This is a genomic window from Pseudomonas sp. UW4 (genome assembly GCF_000316175.1).
Classification (GTDB): Bacteria; Pseudomonadota; Gammaproteobacteria; order Pseudomonadales; family Pseudomonadaceae; genus Aquipseudomonas; species Aquipseudomonas laurylsulfatiphila.
The window spans coordinates 1,892,746-1,908,791 of the sequence record NC_019670.1; the positions used below are offsets into that span (position 1 = coordinate 1,892,746).

At 62.2% G+C, this 16,046-nt stretch carries 13 protein-coding genes; 7 read left to right on the top strand and 6 right to left on the bottom strand.

The genetic code is table 11. The annotated features are described in order from the left end of the window. Positions 1-131 precede the first annotated feature (131 nt). Complete coding sequence (locus PPUTUW4_RS08200) at positions 132-1,124, top strand: hypothetical protein (RefSeq protein WP_015094199.1); 993 nt, start codon at positions 132-134, stop codon at positions 1,122-1,124. A 114-nt stretch (positions 1,125-1,238) separates the two neighbouring features. Here the strand turns inward: PPUTUW4_RS08200 and codA are convergent, their stop codons facing one another. The 4 genes from codA to PPUTUW4_RS08220 all read right to left on the bottom strand — a co-directional run bounded on the left by codA (position 1,239) and on the right by PPUTUW4_RS08220 (position 5,238). Further along, the gene (gene codA, locus PPUTUW4_RS08205; RefSeq protein ID WP_015094200.1) at positions 1,239-2,483 is read right to left on the bottom strand and encodes a cytosine deaminase; all 1,245 of its coding nucleotides are present in this window, start codon (positions 2,481-2,483) and stop codon (positions 1,239-1,241) included. 211 nt (positions 2,484-2,694) lie between these two features. Next, positions 2,695-3,513, bottom strand: a complete 819-nt coding sequence (locus PPUTUW4_RS08210) for an alpha/beta hydrolase (protein ID WP_015094201.1) — start codon at positions 3,511-3,513, stop codon at positions 2,695-2,697. Positions 3,514-3,726: 213 nt separating this feature from the next. Then, positions 3,727-4,083, bottom strand: a complete 357-nt coding sequence (gene queD, locus PPUTUW4_RS08215; protein ID WP_003223505.1) for a 6-carboxytetrahydropterin synthase QueD — start codon at positions 4,081-4,083, stop codon at positions 3,727-3,729. A 75-nt stretch (positions 4,084-4,158) separates the two neighbouring features. Continuing rightward, positions 4,159-5,238 (bottom strand): patatin-like phospholipase family protein, encoded by a 1,080-nt coding sequence (locus PPUTUW4_RS08220; RefSeq protein WP_015094202.1) that lies wholly within the window; start codon positions 5,236-5,238, stop codon positions 4,159-4,161. 248 nt (positions 5,239-5,486) lie between these two features. On the opposite strand from PPUTUW4_RS08220, the gene PPUTUW4_RS08225 reads away from it, so the two are divergent. From PPUTUW4_RS08225 to PPUTUW4_RS08240, 4 genes are read left to right on the top strand one after another with little or no spacing between them, the layout of a single operon-like run. Beyond that, positions 5,487-5,795 (top strand): PepSY domain-containing protein, encoded by a 309-nt coding sequence (locus PPUTUW4_RS08225; protein ID WP_015094203.1) that lies wholly within the window; start codon positions 5,487-5,489, stop codon positions 5,793-5,795. After that, positions 5,795-6,115: a PepSY domain-containing protein gene (locus PPUTUW4_RS08230; RefSeq protein ID WP_015094204.1), complete on the top strand. Its 321-nt coding sequence runs from the start codon at positions 5,795-5,797 to the stop codon at positions 6,113-6,115. The genes PPUTUW4_RS08225 and PPUTUW4_RS08230 overlap by 1 nt, the downstream gene beginning before the upstream one ends. A gap of 3 nt (positions 6,116-6,118) precedes the next feature. After that, positions 6,119-6,787 (top strand): response regulator transcription factor, encoded by a 669-nt coding sequence (locus PPUTUW4_RS08235; RefSeq protein WP_015094205.1) that lies wholly within the window; start codon positions 6,119-6,121, stop codon positions 6,785-6,787. Beyond that, positions 6,784-8,097, top strand: coding sequence for a sensor histidine kinase (locus PPUTUW4_RS08240; protein ID WP_015094206.1), 1,314 nt, complete (start codon positions 6,784-6,786; stop codon positions 8,095-8,097). Before PPUTUW4_RS08235 ends, PPUTUW4_RS08240 begins: the two co-directional genes overlap by 4 nt. A gap of 123 nt (positions 8,098-8,220) precedes the next feature. On the opposite strand, the gene PPUTUW4_RS08245 is transcribed toward PPUTUW4_RS08240, so the two are convergent. Continuing rightward, positions 8,221-9,897 (bottom strand): MFS transporter, encoded by a 1,677-nt coding sequence (locus PPUTUW4_RS08245; protein ID WP_015094207.1) that lies wholly within the window; start codon positions 9,895-9,897, stop codon positions 8,221-8,223. 322 nt (positions 9,898-10,219) lie between these two features. Next, the gene (locus PPUTUW4_RS08250; protein WP_015094208.1) at positions 10,220-12,367 is read right to left on the bottom strand and encodes a methyl-accepting chemotaxis protein; all 2,148 of its coding nucleotides are present in this window, start codon (positions 12,365-12,367) and stop codon (positions 10,220-10,222) included. Between the two features lie 382 nt (positions 12,368-12,749). Between PPUTUW4_RS08250 and PPUTUW4_RS08255 the strand changes: the two genes are divergently transcribed. Beyond that, positions 12,750-14,066, top strand: a complete 1,317-nt coding sequence (locus tag PPUTUW4_RS08255; protein ID WP_015094209.1) for a Na+/H+ antiporter NhaC family protein — start codon at positions 12,750-12,752, stop codon at positions 14,064-14,066. Between the two features lie 199 nt (positions 14,067-14,265). Next, positions 14,266-15,948, top strand: coding sequence for a methyl-accepting chemotaxis protein (locus tag PPUTUW4_RS08260; RefSeq protein WP_015094210.1), 1,683 nt, complete (start codon positions 14,266-14,268; stop codon positions 15,946-15,948). Positions 15,949-16,046 lie beyond the last annotated feature (98 nt).

Below are 16,046 nucleotides of genomic sequence, written 5' to 3' on the forward strand. Positions count from 1 at the left end.
GGACAGTGATCGATCGAGGAGGGTTCGATCAGTGCCCGGAAAGTTTTACGGTCAAACAGGGCGACATCGTTGCACAGCGCCGCTGGTTTTCGCGATATGTTGAGCCATTCCAATGACACACGGAGGGCGCCATGGCGCAGAGGTACGATGCACGGGGCAATATTTACATCGTGGTAGCGCCCGAAGAATTGCGCCGCCAGGGCATCGACTTGCCCGATCAGGCCAGCCACGCGGCACAAACTCGTCAGGCATGGGCTGCGGCGGCCATCGAAGCCTGCTGCAACTGGGCACCCGGCACGCAACCGGCCGGCAGCAAGGATCATCGCAGCGACGGATTGCTGGTCGGACCGTTCCAGTCCTCGCCACCCTTTGACCTGCTGATCGTCAACACCGACGGGACCCTGGCCGAACGCAGTGGCAACGGGCTGACGATTTTTTCCCAGGCCTTGAGCGACCAAGGGCTTTTACCCGGCGACGAAGCCTGTCTGCTCAGGGTTCACCACGACAAGTCCGACACGCCTTCACCGGGGCAGACTTCGGTGAAAGCCGCTCAAGTCGAGGACGTGCAGGGTTTCTGGCTTGACCTTGGCCAGCCTGGTTTCGGGCCGTCGGCGGTCAGTGCCGAGGGCGTTGAAACGGCGCTGTTGAATGGCCGCGAACTCAGCCACGTCAAACCGCTGTCGGCCCTCAATGGCGCATGGTCGCGCAGCCAGTTCGCGCGGGTCGGCAATCCGCATTGCGTGACGCTGGTCGAAAACGCCGATGACTTGCCGAGCAACGAGCAGATGCGAGAGCCGGCGCTGGGTGACGGGTTGATGCGAATTGCCTACGCCATGCCGGTCGGTGCAGGCAAACCCTGTCCGGCGGGGATCAATCTGCAATGGGCGATGCGCTTGTCCGAAGGACATATCGCCGCGCGGGTATTCGAGCGTGGCGAGGGGCCGACAGCGTCTTCGGGGACCAGCGCCAGTGCGGTGGCCTGTGCGGCCTGGCGCGTGGGTTGGGTCAGCGCCGGGGAAGTGAGGGTGACGATGCCGGGTGGCACGGCGCCGATCTTGCTGGAAGAGGAGCAGGGGGAGTTGAGTCGGGTCAGTCTGTTTGGTACGGCTCGAATGATCGATTGATTTTGAGAAAGCTTTCGCGAGCAGGCTCGCTCCCACAGGGGTTTTGTGAACAACATCAATCCAGTGTGGGAGCGAGCCTGCTCGCGAAGGGGCCAGTTCGGGTCAATGCAAATCTCAGCTCAGCCCAGCGAACTCCACCACCGGCATCGTCCGCTTCATCAACACCTTGCCCTCGCGCACCGAGTACAGCGGCAACCCCTGGCTGCGGATCACCTCGTAATCACTCTCCGCCGACAGAATCAGCAGGTTCGCCGGCCGCCCGCGCTCCAGGCCATAGCGTTCGCCGAGGTTCATGGCCCTGGCGCTGTTGTCCGTCACCAGGTCCAGCGCGCTTTGCAGGTTGCGATAACCGAGCATGTGGCAGATGTGCAGCCCGGCCTCGAGCACCCGCAGAATGTTGCCATTGCCCAGCGGGTACCACGGATCGACGATGGAGTCCTGGCCAAAGCACACGTTCATGCCCGCTTCCAGCAACTCGTTGACCCGGGTCACGCCCCGGCGTTTCGGGAAGCTGTCGAAGCGACCTTGCAGGTGGATGCTTTCGGTGGGGCAGGAGACAAAGCTGATCCCCGAATGCCCGAGCAAGCGAAACAGCTTGGCGCAGTAGGCGTTGTCGTAGGAGCCCATGGCCGTGGTGTGGCTGGCCGTGACCCGCGAACCCATGTCGCGGCTGCGGGCCTCTTCGGCGAGCACTTCGAGAAAGCGTGAATGCGGGTCGTCGGTTTCGTCGCAATGCACGTCGACCAGGCAACCGCTGCGTTCGGCCAGGTCCATGAGGAACTTCACCGAGCTGACACCCTGGTCGCGGGTGTACTCGAAATGCGGAATGCCACCGACCACGTCCGCGCCCATGCGGATCGCTTCTTCCATCAATTCGCGACCATTGCGGTACGACTCGATGCCTTCCTGAGGGAACGCGACGATTTGCAGGTCGATCAGGTGCCGGCTTTCCTCACGCACTTCGAGCATCGCCTTGAGCGCAGTCAGTTGCGGGTCGGTGACGTCGACGTGGGTGCGCACATGCTGGATGCCGTGGGCGGCGAGGGCCTGGATGGTTTTTTTGGCGCGGGTCTTGGTGTCTTCGTGGGTGATGGTCGCCTTGCGTTCGCCCCAGCACTCGATGCCTTCGAACAGCGTGCCACTCATGTTCCAGCGCGGCTCGCCGGCGGTCAGGGTGGCGTCGAGGTGGATGTGCGGCTCGACAAAGGGCGGCACCACCAGGTTGCCGCCGGCATCCAGGTCGCCAGGGCCCAGGGTCGGGGCCTCGATCTGGCGGGCGATGCTGCTGATCAGGCCGTTTTCCAGGTTCAACTCATGCAGGCCTTCCTGGTTGCGCAGACGGGCGTTGATGATGTGCATCGGGCGAGTCCTTTTAGCGAGTCGTATTGGCAATACCTTTACGTTAGCTCGCCAACGGCGGTCCCCGCCAGTGACATTGATCACTGTAGAACCAATGTGGGAGCGAGCCTGCTCGCGAAGGCGGTGTGTCAGCCCATTCGATGTCGGAGGTGACATTGTCTTCGCGAGCAGGCTCGCTCCCACAGGGGATTGGGTTTGTTCAGGAGAATTGTTACAGGGGCAGGAATCGCAGCAACGCCGCGACTATGGCTTCAGGCGCATCTTCCTGAACCAGATGACCGGCGTTGGGTATCGGATGGAACTGCGCACCGGGAATCATCTGCTGCAAGGCCCGCCCGCGTTCGACGGGAATCCACTGATCGTCTTCACCCCAGAGAATCTGCACCGGGCAGCGAATCGTCGGGTACAGACCTTCGGCCTCACGGGTATAGCGCTCGTCCATCTGCGCGATCTGCCGGTAGAACGCCGCTTGCCCCCGCTGCCCCAGCCACGGCAGAACGTAGGGGGCGAGTTCGGCGTCGGGAATTTCGCGCTGGATGGCCCCGCGAATGTAGGTCGGCACGATGGCCCGCTGGATGTAATCGGGCAGTCCGCTGAACGCCGCTTCATGCTGGCGCACATGCTGCACGAATGGCGAACCCCAGGGCGTCAGCGCCACCGGATCGATCAGCGTCAGGCTGCGGTAATCCTTGCCGTTGAGCAAATGCGCGCGCAGGGCGGTGGCGCCGCCGAAGTCGTGGGCCACTACGTCGGGGCGATCCAGACTCCAATGCTCCAGCAACTGCGCCAGCAATTCGTTCTGCACACCCAGGGACACGTCGCCATCGACTTTCTCGGATTGCCCGTAGCCCAGCAGATCGAAATAGTGCACCCGGTGCGTGGTGATGAAGTGCGGGGCAATCCGGTGCCAGACACAGGAGGAGAAGGGCGTGCCATGCACGAACACCAGCGGCGGGCCATCGCCACGCACGGCGTAGCGCACGGAGTGCCCTTTGAAGCGATAGGTCTGAGGCAGCGGCCAGTCAGTCATGGGCTTGTCCTCTTGGCGGGGGAAGAGGCAAAAAGCATAGGCATAAAAAAACAGCCGATGAAGGCTGTTCTTTATTTCTCTGACAAAACGCTGTTCCCCTGTAGGAGCGAGCTTGCTCGCGAAGAACGTCAACGATTACGCGTGGTATCTGGCAGCCCGCGGTGCTCTGGCGTCCATCGCGAGCAAGCTCGCTCCTACAAGGGGGCGGTGTCTTTATTCGCCGCGATAGATGCAGCCGCTGGTGCAGGTTTCGTGGATACGAATCGCACTGAGCTCCGGCAACAACGGCTTCATCTCATTCCAGATAAACTTGGCCAACACTTCGCTGGTCGGGTTTTCCAGGCCAGGAATGTCGTTCAGGTAGTTATGGTCCAGACGCTCGTACAGCGGCTTGAAGATCGCCTTGATCTCGGAGAAGTCGCGGATCCAGCCGGTGTGCGGATCAAGATCGCCGCTCAAATGAATCGCCACTTTGAACGAGTGCCCGTGCAGGCGCCCGCACTTGTGGCCGTCCGGTACGTGGGGCAGGCGGTGGGCGGATTCGAAAGTAAATTCCTTGAAAATTTCCACAGTGTTTTCAGCTCTGTTCAGGTGGCGTTCGCCGCAGCGATTCGGGCAGGCGGCGAGTTTACCAGTTTGTCCTGACTAAAGGGTCAGCAAGCGCTCGCCGAGGCGACCGTTGGCGGCCAGTTCGAGGAATTCGTCGCCCATGCGGCGGCTTTCTTCCATGGTGGTGCGCCAGTATTTCTGCCGGCTCGGGGCGTCGCCCATGAAGCGCTTGAAGTCGTTACGGTCCGGCAGTTTGCCGTAGGGCAGGCGCGCCAGGTATTCCTTCGACGGTGCCAGCAGCAGTACGTTTTGCAAGCGTGCCGGGCAGGCGCGGCGCCACGGCAGGGGCTTGTCGAACCAGCCGGGAATCACCCGGTCGGTGAAGTGCGGGTAGAGCACGATGTCATCGCCGCTGTAGGGCAGGTCCAGGTGATAGTCCAGCAGACCGCCGTCGCGGAAGGTGCCGGTGCCGGCGCCCGGCAGGTCGCGCACGCCTTCCATCACCATCGGGATCGAGCCCGAAGCCAGCAGGGCCTGACGCAAATTGCCGGCATTGAGGGCGACGAAGCGCGACGGGAAGTCGTTCAAGGCGTCGACCGGCGGCGCCAGGCGCGGGTCGTGGATGATCAGGCGTTCGAAGTGCCGGGCCAGCCGCGCCCGGCCGCGCAGGTTGTCGGCAATGACCGAGGAAAGGCCCAGCCCCAGGCGACCGCGATGGTCGTCGGCGAGCAGGCCGTGGCTTTTGACCACCATGATGTTCAGGCGATAAGCGCTGTTGCCGAGGATCGAGGCATCACGACCGTCGAGCAGGTCATCGAGCATGCGCCGCGAGCTCTGGCTGATTTGCGCCATGGTCACGCCCTTGGCAAAGTTTTGCTCGGTGTACAGCTGCCCGAGACGCCGGATGCCCTCGGCGGCGTCCGGCAGGCAGGCGCTGGCGAAGCGCCAGGAACCCACCGATGCACCAATCAGCGAGCGCTCCCGCGGTGCCGCCGGCAGCCACTCGCCGAACAGCGCCAGGTCCAGCCCCTGAATCCCCAGCGCCTTCGGACCGCCGGCTGCACCGGGCAGGGTGCCGACCTCGGCGGCGTTCAGGCCGCTCTCACGGATGCGCGCAAAAGCCCGCGGACCGGCCTTGAGGGTCAGGGAAGGAAACTTGATGTGGATGGCGGTCATACCGGTCTCGAATGTTGGCAAGCGGGGAAATATAAACACGACATCCCCTGTAGGAGCGAGCCTGCTCGCGATGGTCGTCAACGATTACGCTGGTAACCTGACACCCCGCGGCGTTCCAAGGTCCATCGCGAGCAGGCTCTCTCCCACAGGGGCTGGGGTTTCAGCAATGATGGCCATTCAGTTTCAATTAAGTTCATCCGGTTAAGGTGTCGTCCACAGGCAGCACCTGAAGAAATACGGAGACACCCATGAAAACCCCGACAGCCCTGTTCACCGCGTGCATCATTGGCATGATCGCGAGCATCGCCCATGCCCGGGAACTTGGCCCGGATGAAGCGCTGAGATTGCGCGACGCTGGTACCATTGTCTCGTTCGAGACACTCAATGCCAATGCAGTGGCCAGGCATCCAGGCTCCACCGTCAATGAATCCGAGCTGGAGCAGCATTACGGCAGGTACTTGTACAAGGTAGAGCTGCGCGATCCCCAGGGTATCGACTGGGATCTGGAATTAGACGCTGTCAGCGGGCAGGTTCTCAAGGATCATCAGGATTGGTAATGAAGGTGTTTTTATCCAATCGATGCACCGGCAGCCGGATGGCGCTGGTGCTTCTGGCATTTTGCTCGGCAGTGATGGCTCGCGACCTGGACCAGGACGAAGCCCTGCACCTGCGTCAACAGGGCGTGATCCTGCCGCTGGAGCAACTGCTGCAGCAGGCAATGGATCGCTACCCCGGCGCGAAACTGCTGGAGGCCGAGCTCGAAGAAAAACACGACGTCTACATTTATGAAGTCGAGCTGCTGACCCCTGAAGGCGTGGTCCGCGAACTGGACATCGATGCCACCACCGGCCGTTTACTCAAAGACAAGGAAGACTGATCCATGCGTTTGCTTCTGGTCGAAGACCATGTGCCCCTGGCCGACGAACTGCTGGCCGGTCTCAACCGCCAGGGTTATGCGGTGGACTGGCTGACCGACGGTCGCGACGCGGTGCATCAGGGCAGCACTGAACCTTACGACCTGATCATCCTCGACCTCGGCTTGCCGGGCGTGCCGGGGCTTGAGGTGCTGGCGCAATGGCGCGCGGCGGGGCTGGCCACGCCGGTGCTGATCCTCACGGCCCGGGATTCCTGGGCCGAACGCATCGAAGGCCTCAAGGCCGGCGCCGACGATTACCTGACCAAACCCTTTCATCCCGAAGAGCTGTTTTTGCGCATCCAGGCGTTGCTGCGCCGCTCCCATGGCCAGGTCAACCAGCCGACGCTCCAGGCCGCCGGGCTGCACCTGGACGAAGGTCGCCAGTGCGTTGTCCGTGACGGTGCGGACATTCAGCTGACCGCCGCGGAGTTTCGCCTGTTGCGTTATTTCATGCTGCACCCCGAGCAGATCCTCTCCAAAAGCCACCTGGCCGAACACCTCTACGACGGTGAAACCGAGCGCGATTCCAATGTGCTGGAGGTGCATGTCAACCATTTGCGCCGCAAGCTCGGCAAAAGCGTGATAGAAACCCGTCGTGGCCAGGGCTACCTGTTCGGTGGGCAAGCCCGGTGAGATCGATCCAGCGTCGCTTGAGCCTGGGCCTGATCAGCGTGATGGTGGTCGTTGGCCTGGTGCTGGCGCAAACCAGCCTGTGGCTGTTCGAAATGGGGTTGCAGCGCTACCTCGAAGCCGGGTTGCGCAATGACAGCGAGAGCCTGCTGGCGGCGCTGGTGCGCGGGCCGCAAGGCTTGCAACTGGATGAGCGACGTCTGTCGCCGGCCTATCAGCGGCCGTTTTCCGGGCACTATTTCCGCATCGATTTCACCGATGGCCATTGGCGTTCCCGTTCGTTATGGGATCAGGAACTGCCGGCGCTCGATCACCCCGGCCTGCACGACGATCTGCAACTGGGGCCGGAAGGGCAACAGTTGCTGGTGCTGCGTACGGACTATCGGCGTCTGGGGTTGCCGATCTCCATCAGCGTCGCCGAGGATTACACGCCGATACGCGAAAGCTTCCGGCGCGTGCAACAGCTCGGGTTGGGCCTGGGTTTGAGCGGGTTGCTGCTGATTCTGTTGCTGCAACGGATCACCGTGCGCCGCGCCTTGCGTCCGCTGGAACAGGCGCGCGAGCAGATCGCGCAGTTACAACAGGGCCAGCGCTCGCAACTCGATGATCAGGTACCGCTGGAGCTGGAGCCACTGGTGGCGCAGATCAACCACCTGCTGGCCCACACCGAGGACAGCCTCAAGCGCTCACGCAATGCCCTGGGCAACCTCGGCCATGCGTTGAAAACACCGCTGGCGGTGCTGTTGAGCCTGGCCTCGAGCGAGCAGCTTGAGGCGCACCCGCAGCTGCGCAAGACCCTCAAGGAACAACTGCAACAGGTCGAGCAACGGCTCAATCGGGAACTCAATCGTGCGCGGTTATCCGGTGATGCTTTGCCGGGTGCGCTGTTTGATTGCAATGCCGAACTCCCCGGGTTGCTGGCAACCCTGAACATGATCCATGGCGAACACCTGGCGCTGAGCTACCGTGCTCCGGCCGGCCTGCAATTGCCCTGGGATCGTGAAGATTTGCTGGAACTGTTGGGCAACCTGCTGGATAACGCCTGCAAATGGGCGGATGCCGAAGTTCGCGTGAGTGTGGCGGAGTTGGCGACCGGGTTTGAACTCAGTGTGGAAGATGACGGCCCGGGCATTCCCCAAGAGCGTCGCGATCAAGTGTTCAGCCGGGGAACGCGGCTGGATGAACAGACCCATGGGCATGGCCTGGGACTTGGCATCGTGCGCGACATCGTCGATAGCTGGGGCGGGACACTGTCGTTGCTGGAAAGCGAGTGGGGCGGGCTGAAGGTTGTCATCGAATTACCCAGACACTGAGATCCATTGTGGGAGCGGGCTTGCTCGCGAAGGCGGAGTGTCAGCCGATACGGTCATCGACTGATACACCGCCTTCGCGAGCAAGCCCGCTCCCACAGGGGTTCACTGATTGGCTGGCAAGTCTCAGGTGTGATGAATCTCCCGATCCTTGGTTTCCGGCATGAAGAAAATACCCAGCACGGCCGTCATCACCGCGATGACGATCGGATACCACAGCCCGTAATAGATATCCCCCGTGGCCGCGACCATGGCGAACGCCACCGTCGGCAGGAAGCCACCGAACCAGCCATTGCCGATGTGATAGGGCAGCGACATCGAGGTGTAGCGGATGCGCGCAGGGAACAGTTCCACCAGCCAGGCGGCGATCGGCCCGTAGACCATGGTCACGTAGATCACCAGGATCGTCAGGAGCAACAGCACCATCGGGTAGTTGGTCTTGGCCGGGTCGGCCTTCTCGGGGTAGCCGGCGTCCTTGAGGGCGGTGGCGAGACTGGCAGTAAAGGCATCGTTCCTGGCCTTGAAGTCGGCGGCCGGCATGCCGGTGCCCTCGAAGCTCTCGATCACTTTCTCGCCGATGCGCACCTGCGCAACGGCGCCCGGCTCGGCGTTGACGTTGGTGTAGGGGATGGCCTTTTTGGCCAGCACGGTCTTGGCCAGGTCGCAGGAGCTGGTGAATTTGGCCTTGCCCACCGGGTCGAACTGGAACGAGCACTGGTCAGGATTGGCGATGACCGTGACCGGGTTCTTCTCCTGTGCCACGAACACGTCGGGGTTACCGTATTGGGTCAACGCCTGGAAGATCGGGAAGTAAGTCAGTGCTGCGATGATGCAGCCGGCCATGATGATGCCCTTGCGGCCGATACGATCGGACAGGCTGCCGAATATGACGAAGAACGGTGTGCCGATCAGCAACGAGCCGGCAATCAGCAAGTTGGCGGTCTGCGCGTCGATCTTCAGCGTCTGCAACAGGAAGAACAGCGCATAGAATTGCCCGGTGTACCAGACCACGGCCTGGCCGGCGGTGCCACCGAGCAGGGCCATGATCACGATCTTGAGGTTGTCCCAACGGGCGAAGGATTCGGTCAATGGTGCCTTGGAGGACTTGCCTTCCGCCTTCATTTTCATGAACACCGGTGATTCGCTCAGTTGCAGGCGGATGTACACCGAGATAATCAACAACAGGATCGAAAGCAGGAACGGAATCCGCCAGCCCCAGGCTTCGAATGCTTCCGTGCCCAGCGCGGTACGGCAGGCCAGGATCACCAGCAGTGAAAGAAACAGGCCAAGGGTGGCTGTCGTCTGAATCCACGAGGTGAAATAGCCGCGCCTGCCCTTGGGGGCATGTTCGGCCACGTAGGTGGCTGCGCCGCCGTACTCACCGCCCAGCGCCAGGCCCTGGAGCAAACGCAGGCTGATCAGGATGATCGGCGCGGCCACGCCTATGGTCGCGTAGCCGGGCAGCAAGCCCACCACGGCCGTCGAGACCCCCATGATCACGATGGTGATGAGGAAGGTGTGCTTGCGTCCGATCATGTCGCCCAAGCGGCCGAACACAATGGCGCCGAACGGCCGGACGGCGAAGCCGGCGGCGAAGGCGAGCAGGGCGAAGATGAAGGACGTCGTTTCGTTGACGCCGGCGAAGAAGTGCTTGGCGATAATCGCCGCGAGGGAGCCGTACAGGTAGAAGTCATACCATTCGAACACGGTGCCCAGGGACGACGCGAAGATGACCTTGCGTTCCTCCTTGGTGAGCCCGTGGTTGGGCGCGCTGCCCGTGGTTGCATTGTCGATTGCTGCCATGAGTCTTCTCCGTCTTGCTCTTGTTGTAGGCCGGAGTTCCCACCAACACTTGCCGTACCCAGGCCCTGGGGCTGAAGTGATCGGATTACGTGGCTTGCATTCAAGTTGACGCCAGAAAAAGCTGCAAGGTTCCATGAAGAATAATCGGCTTGCGGCAGATATCCACTTGCCACCATTTCATTGAGCAGCGCGCAGAAAAAAATGTGGAAAACAAATGTGGGAGCGGGCTTGCTCGCGAAGGCGGTGGATCAGACAACATCTTTGTTGATTGACCCACCGCCTTCGCGAGCAAGCCCGCTCCCACATGGGGATTTTGCAAGGCTTAAACGCGGAACTGGTCCATCAGACTCTGCTGCTGGTTCGCCAGGCTGTTGAGCGACTGGCTGACCCGTGCCGACTCATTGGCCTGGCCCGACAGCGACTCGGTCACGTCGCGAATGGTCGCCACGTTGTTGTTGATCTCCTCGGCCACCGCGCTTTGCTCTTCGGCAGCGCTGGCGATCTGCATGTTCATGTCGTTGATCACGGTCACCGCGTCGCCGATCTGGCGCAGCGCGGTCACGGCCTGGCCAACCTGCTCGACACTGCCCTGGGCCTGGCGATGACTGTTGTTCATCGAACCCACCACGTCCTGGGTGCCGCTTTGCAGTTGCTCGATCACCAGACGGGTTTCCTCCACCGACTCCTGGGTACGCCGCGCCAGGTTGCGCACCTCGTCGGCGACCACGGCAAAACCGCGCCCGGCCTCACCGGCACGAGCCGCTTCGATCGCCGCGTTGAGGGCCAGCAGGTTGGTCTGCTCGGCAATCGCGCGGATCACTTCCAGCACCGTGCCGATCTTCTCGCTGTTGGCTGCCAGGCCTTCGACCTGAACCATGGCCGCGCTCATGTCGGCGGCGAGGTTGTCGATGCTGGCGGTGGTGCGGTCGATCACGGTCAGGCCCTGACGGGTCGCCTGATCGGCATCGCGGGCGGCGTGTGCCGCTTGCGCGGCGCTGCGGGCGACGTCCTGGGCGGTGGCGCTCATCTCGTGGGAGGCGGTGGCAACCTGATCCACCTGGCGATATTGCTGCTCCATGCCGGCGCTGGTCTGGGTGGCGATGGCGGACGACTGGTCGGCGGTGCTGCGGGCGTCCTGCACCGAGCGTTTCACTTCGGCAATGATCGGCTGCAGCTTGTCGAGGAAGCGGTTGAACCAGCCGGCCAACTGCCCCAGTTCATCCTTTTTGTCGTAGGCCAACCGGCGGGTCAGGTCACCTTCGCCGCTGGCGATGTCCTCGAGCATGTGCGCCACGCCGAGAATCGGTCTGGTCACGCTGCGGGCCATCAGCCACACCAGTACCAGGCCCAGCAGCGCAGCGAGCACGCCCAGGCCGAGCTCGACCAGTGTGCCGGCGGTGTTGCTGTCGTCCAGTTGCTTTTTCAGGGCTTCGGCGGGGCCGACCAGGACTTTCTCCGGCACGTCGAGCAGTACGCCCCAGGACTTGCCGCCGGGAATCGGCTGGAAGGGGGCCAGCACTTTCAATTGCTGATGGCTGTGCAGGCTGGCGGTTTTGCTGCTGGCGGCCAGCATGCGCAGCAGTTCGGTACCGCTGGCCTTGTCGACGGCATCCAGGCGCTGGCTGAGTTTGCTGGCGTCCGGGCTGTAGCCGGCGAGCAGGCCCGCCGGGCTGATGATGCTGACACTGGTCTGGCCGTCGTAGAGTTTCTTGCTGGCCCCCAGGCTGACCGCTTGCAGGCTGTTGAGGTTGATGTCCACCGACAGCGAGGCGATCACCTTGCCGTTGACCATCAGCGGGAAAACGATGCTGGTCATCAGCACGTTCTGGCCGTCGATCTCATAGAAGTAGGGTTCGATCACGCACGGCTTGAGCGTGGTGCGCGGGCAGGTGAACCAGGCGTTGGCCGCTTCGCCGCTGGGGCCGGTGCTGGTGTCGGCCATGTCCTTTTCCGGCAGCGCCATGGACGTTAGCTTGCCCGGCGTCGGCTGCGACCAGTAGAGGGCGAAACGGCCCTTGTCGTTGCTGCCCAGTTCGGCCTGGCCGGCGAACAGGTCGTCCTTGCCGTCCAGCCCGTTGGGTTCGAACACCAGGGACAGGCCAAGCAGGTCCGGATTGGCCTGCAGGGCCGACTTGACCTGGCGGGTCAGGTCTTCGCGCAGGTCGAAGGCATCGAGGAAGCGCTTTTCGGCCTGCTCGCGCAAAAACAGCACCTGCCGGGAGAAACCGTGGCCGTACTGATAGGCGTCCATGAACTGCTGGCGAATCCCCAGTGCCTGGTTCTCGCCCTGGGACTCGATCCGGGCCTGGGCCGATTCGGTCAGCATCTCCATGCTCGAGGCTTTCACCAGCTCGGAGCTGTGCTCCATGCGGTATAGCGAAAGACCCACCAGCAGGGTCACGATGCCCGCCAGACAGAGCCCGGCCAGCAGGGTGATTTTCCATTGAATGGAAAGTTGTCTGAGCGACATGGAGGCGTCCTTATTCGATAAATATCTGAGACTTTGCACTGTAGCGGCCGCGATCCGGCTTTCTTTATGCCGCGCTTCGAATAAGGTTTGTAACTGCTTTTTGTGGCGAGGGGGCTTGCCCCCGTTGGGTCGCGAAGCGGCCCCTATATTGTCCGGTCATACCGAGTTGTCTGGATCGCGACTGCTACGCAGTCGAACGGGGGTGAGCCCCCTCGCCACAGGGGATCGCAATTCACTGCACATTCAGAATCCCCACGAACTTTGACACCGCGCCGACTCTGCGGCAAAGTGCGCGCCCTCTAATAAAACCCATTCCTGTTATCCGCTGGTGGCTCACGCAGACTGCCGGCCGGACTCTTTCCGTTTGTCACGAGGTTACGAAATGAATGCAGTCATTGCCGCGGTCGGCATCATGCTGGTGCTCAGCCTGTCCCGCGTGCATGTGGTGATCGCCCTGATCGTCGGTGCGCTGGTAGGTGGTCTGACCGGTGGCCTGGGCATCGAGGCGACGCTCAAGGCTTTCAACAGTGGCCTGGGTGGCGGGGCGACGGTGGCGTTGTCCTACGCCTTGCTCGGAGCTTTTGCCGTGGCCATTGCCAAATCCGGCATGGCCCATGCGCTGGCCGACAAGGCGCTGGCGATGGTCGATCGCCAGCACGCCAGCGGCGGCGGCCAGGTCAAATGGCTGCTGATTGGCCTGCTCTGGGTCGTGGCCATCGCCTCGCAGAACATCCTGCCGATCCATATCGCGTTCATTCCGTTGCTGGTGCCGCCGCTTCTATATGTGCTGACCAAGCTGCAACTTGACCGTCGACTGATTGCCTGTGTCATGACCTTCGGCCTGATCACGCCCTACATGTTCCTGCCGGTGGGCTTCGGCAATATCTTCCTCAATGAGATCCTGCTGGCCAACGTCGCCCGCAGCGGTGTGGACATCAGCGGCGTCAATGTGACCCACGCCATGGGCATTCCGGCGCTGGGCATGGTGGCGGGCCTGCTGATCGCGTTTGTCAGCTACCGCAAGAAGCGGGTCTACGACCTGGCAAGGATCGAGCAAGTCGAGCAAGTGGCGGTGCAATACAACCCGCTGAGCCTGATGGTGGCCGGCGTGGCCATCGCCGCGGCGTTCATCATTCAGTTGCTGCTCGATTCGATGATTATCGGTGCACTGGTCGGCTTCCTGATTTTTTCGGTGTCGGGCATCGTCAAATGGCGCGACACCGATGACCTGTTCACCGAAGGCATGAAAATGATGGCGATGATCGGTTTCATCATGATCGCCGCCTCGGGTTTTGCCGAAGTGATGAAGGCCACCGGTCAAGTGCAGACGCTGGTCGAGTCGTCGGCGGCGTACATCGATCACAGCAAAGGCATTGGCGCCTTGCTGATGTTGCTGGTGGGGTTGCTGGTGACCATGGGCATCGGCTCGTCGTTCTCCACCGTGCCGATTCTGGCGGCGATCTTCGTGCCGCTGTGCGTGCAACTGGGCTTCAGCCCGTTGGCGATCGTGTGCATCGTCGGCACGGCCGGTGCCCTGGGCGATGCCGGTTCGCCGGCCTCGGACTCGACCCTCGGCCCGACCTCCGGCCTGAACATCGACGGCCAGCACCATCACATCTGGGACACCGTGGTCCCGACCTTCCTGCACTACAACCTGCCGCTGCTGGCGTTTGGCTGGGTGGCGGCGATGGTGCTGTAAAACACCACTTACCCTGTGGGAGCGAGCTTGCTCGCGATAGCGGTCTGTCAGACAACTTGATGCTGAATGTGCCGCCGTCATCGCGAGCAAGCTCGCTCCCACAGGGATTTTCTGCGGAGCTGATGACCGCGTTCAACTTTTGACCTGGCATGCCGTTAAAGCTTTTAACCACGCCAACAAAAACAAAAGAGTGAACGTCATGCGCATGAGCCTCAAGGCCAAAGTCCTGTCCCTTGCCGTCCTCCCGGTGCTGCTGTTTGCGCTGGTCATCAGCCTGACCACGCTGTTCATTCTTCAGGAGCAGGCCCGAAAGGAAGTCGAACAGACCCGCGAACGCCTGCTCAGCGATGCCAAGGCGACCCTGCAAAGCTATGTGGCCGTGGCCATGACCACGATCAAACCGCTGTATGACGCAGCCGCCCCCGGCGACGAGGCGGCGCGGGCCCAGGTGATCAAGCTGCTGTCGAGCATCACCTATGGCAAGGACGGCTACTTCTTCGGCTACGACTCCAACACCGTGCGCCTGTTCAAGGCCAACAGCCCCGAAGGCGTAGGCCAGAGTTTCAAGGACAATCGCGACCCGAACGGTGTCTACGTCAACCGCGACCTGGTGAAAGTCGCCAAAGACGGTACGCACTATCTGCAATACAGCTCGCCATTGCCCGGCAACACCCAGGTGCTGGTGCCCAAGCTCGGCTACACCGAATACCTGCCCAAGTGGGACATGGCGGTCGGCACCTCAGTCAACCTCGACGGCATCGAAGCACAAGTGGCGGTGGTCCAGGACAAGGTCCAGGAGCGCATGCAAGGCATGGTGCTGAGCATCGTCGGGGTGGCGGTCGTGGTGTTGCTGGTGATCGCTGCTGCCGGGATGTTGCTGGCCAAGACCATTCTGCGTCCGTTGCACTTGATGAAAGCCAACCTCGACGACATCGCGGCGGGCGAGGGCGATTTGACCCGCCGCCTGACCATCACCAGTCAGGATGAACTCGGCGAACTGGCCGGCTCGTTCAACCGGTTCGTCGACAAGATCCACGGGCTAGTACGGCAGATCAGCGAAATGACCACGCAACTGACCGGACTGGTGAATCAGGTGTCCGACCAGGCCAATCGCTCGGATCAGGCCATGGAACGTCAGCGTCATGAGACCGATCAGGTGGCCACGGCAATCAACGAAATGTCGGCGGCGGCCCAGGAAGTGGCCAAGAGCGCGCAGAACGCTGCGGTGGCAGCCCAACAGACGGATGAAGAAGGCCAGGCGGCCAAGCGGGTGGTGGCCGGCAGCATCGAGAAGATCCATGCGCTGGTGGACGACATCCGCAGCAGCGGCGTGTCTCTGGACAGCCTGCAAAAAGACGTGTCATCGATTGTCAGCGTGCTGGGGGTGATCCGCTCGATTGCCGATCAGACCAACCTGCTGGCGCTCAACGCGGCCATCGAAGCCGCCCGTGCCGGCGAGGCCGGGCGCGGTTTTGCGGTGGTGGCCGATGAAGTGCGGGCGCTGGCCAGCCGCACGCAAATCAGTACCCAGGAAATCCAGGGCATGATCGACCGCCTGCAGGCCGGCACCCAGTCGGCGGTGGAGGCGATGCGTCGCTCCAGCGAGGCGGGCGACGGTACCTCGGCCCAGGCCAACGAGGCGGGGGCTTCGCTGGACACCATGGCCCAGTTGATCGCGACCATCAATTCGATGAACGCGCAGATCGCCAGCGCCGCTGAAGAACAGACTGCCGTGGCCGAAGAGATCAACCGCAGCGTGCATCAGATTGCCGTGGCGGTGGACAACGTCGCCGACGAAACCCAGCTCGGCGCGCAGACTTCGCGCAGCCTGGCCGAGCTCGGTCAGCGCCTGGGCAGACTGGTCGGGCAGTTCCGTATCTGATTAAAGCTTTTGTGGCGAGCGAGCTTGCTCGCCACAAAAGATCGCAACCTGCGGCAGCTCCTACACTTACGGTGTGCATCTGAGCACTGGCGACCACA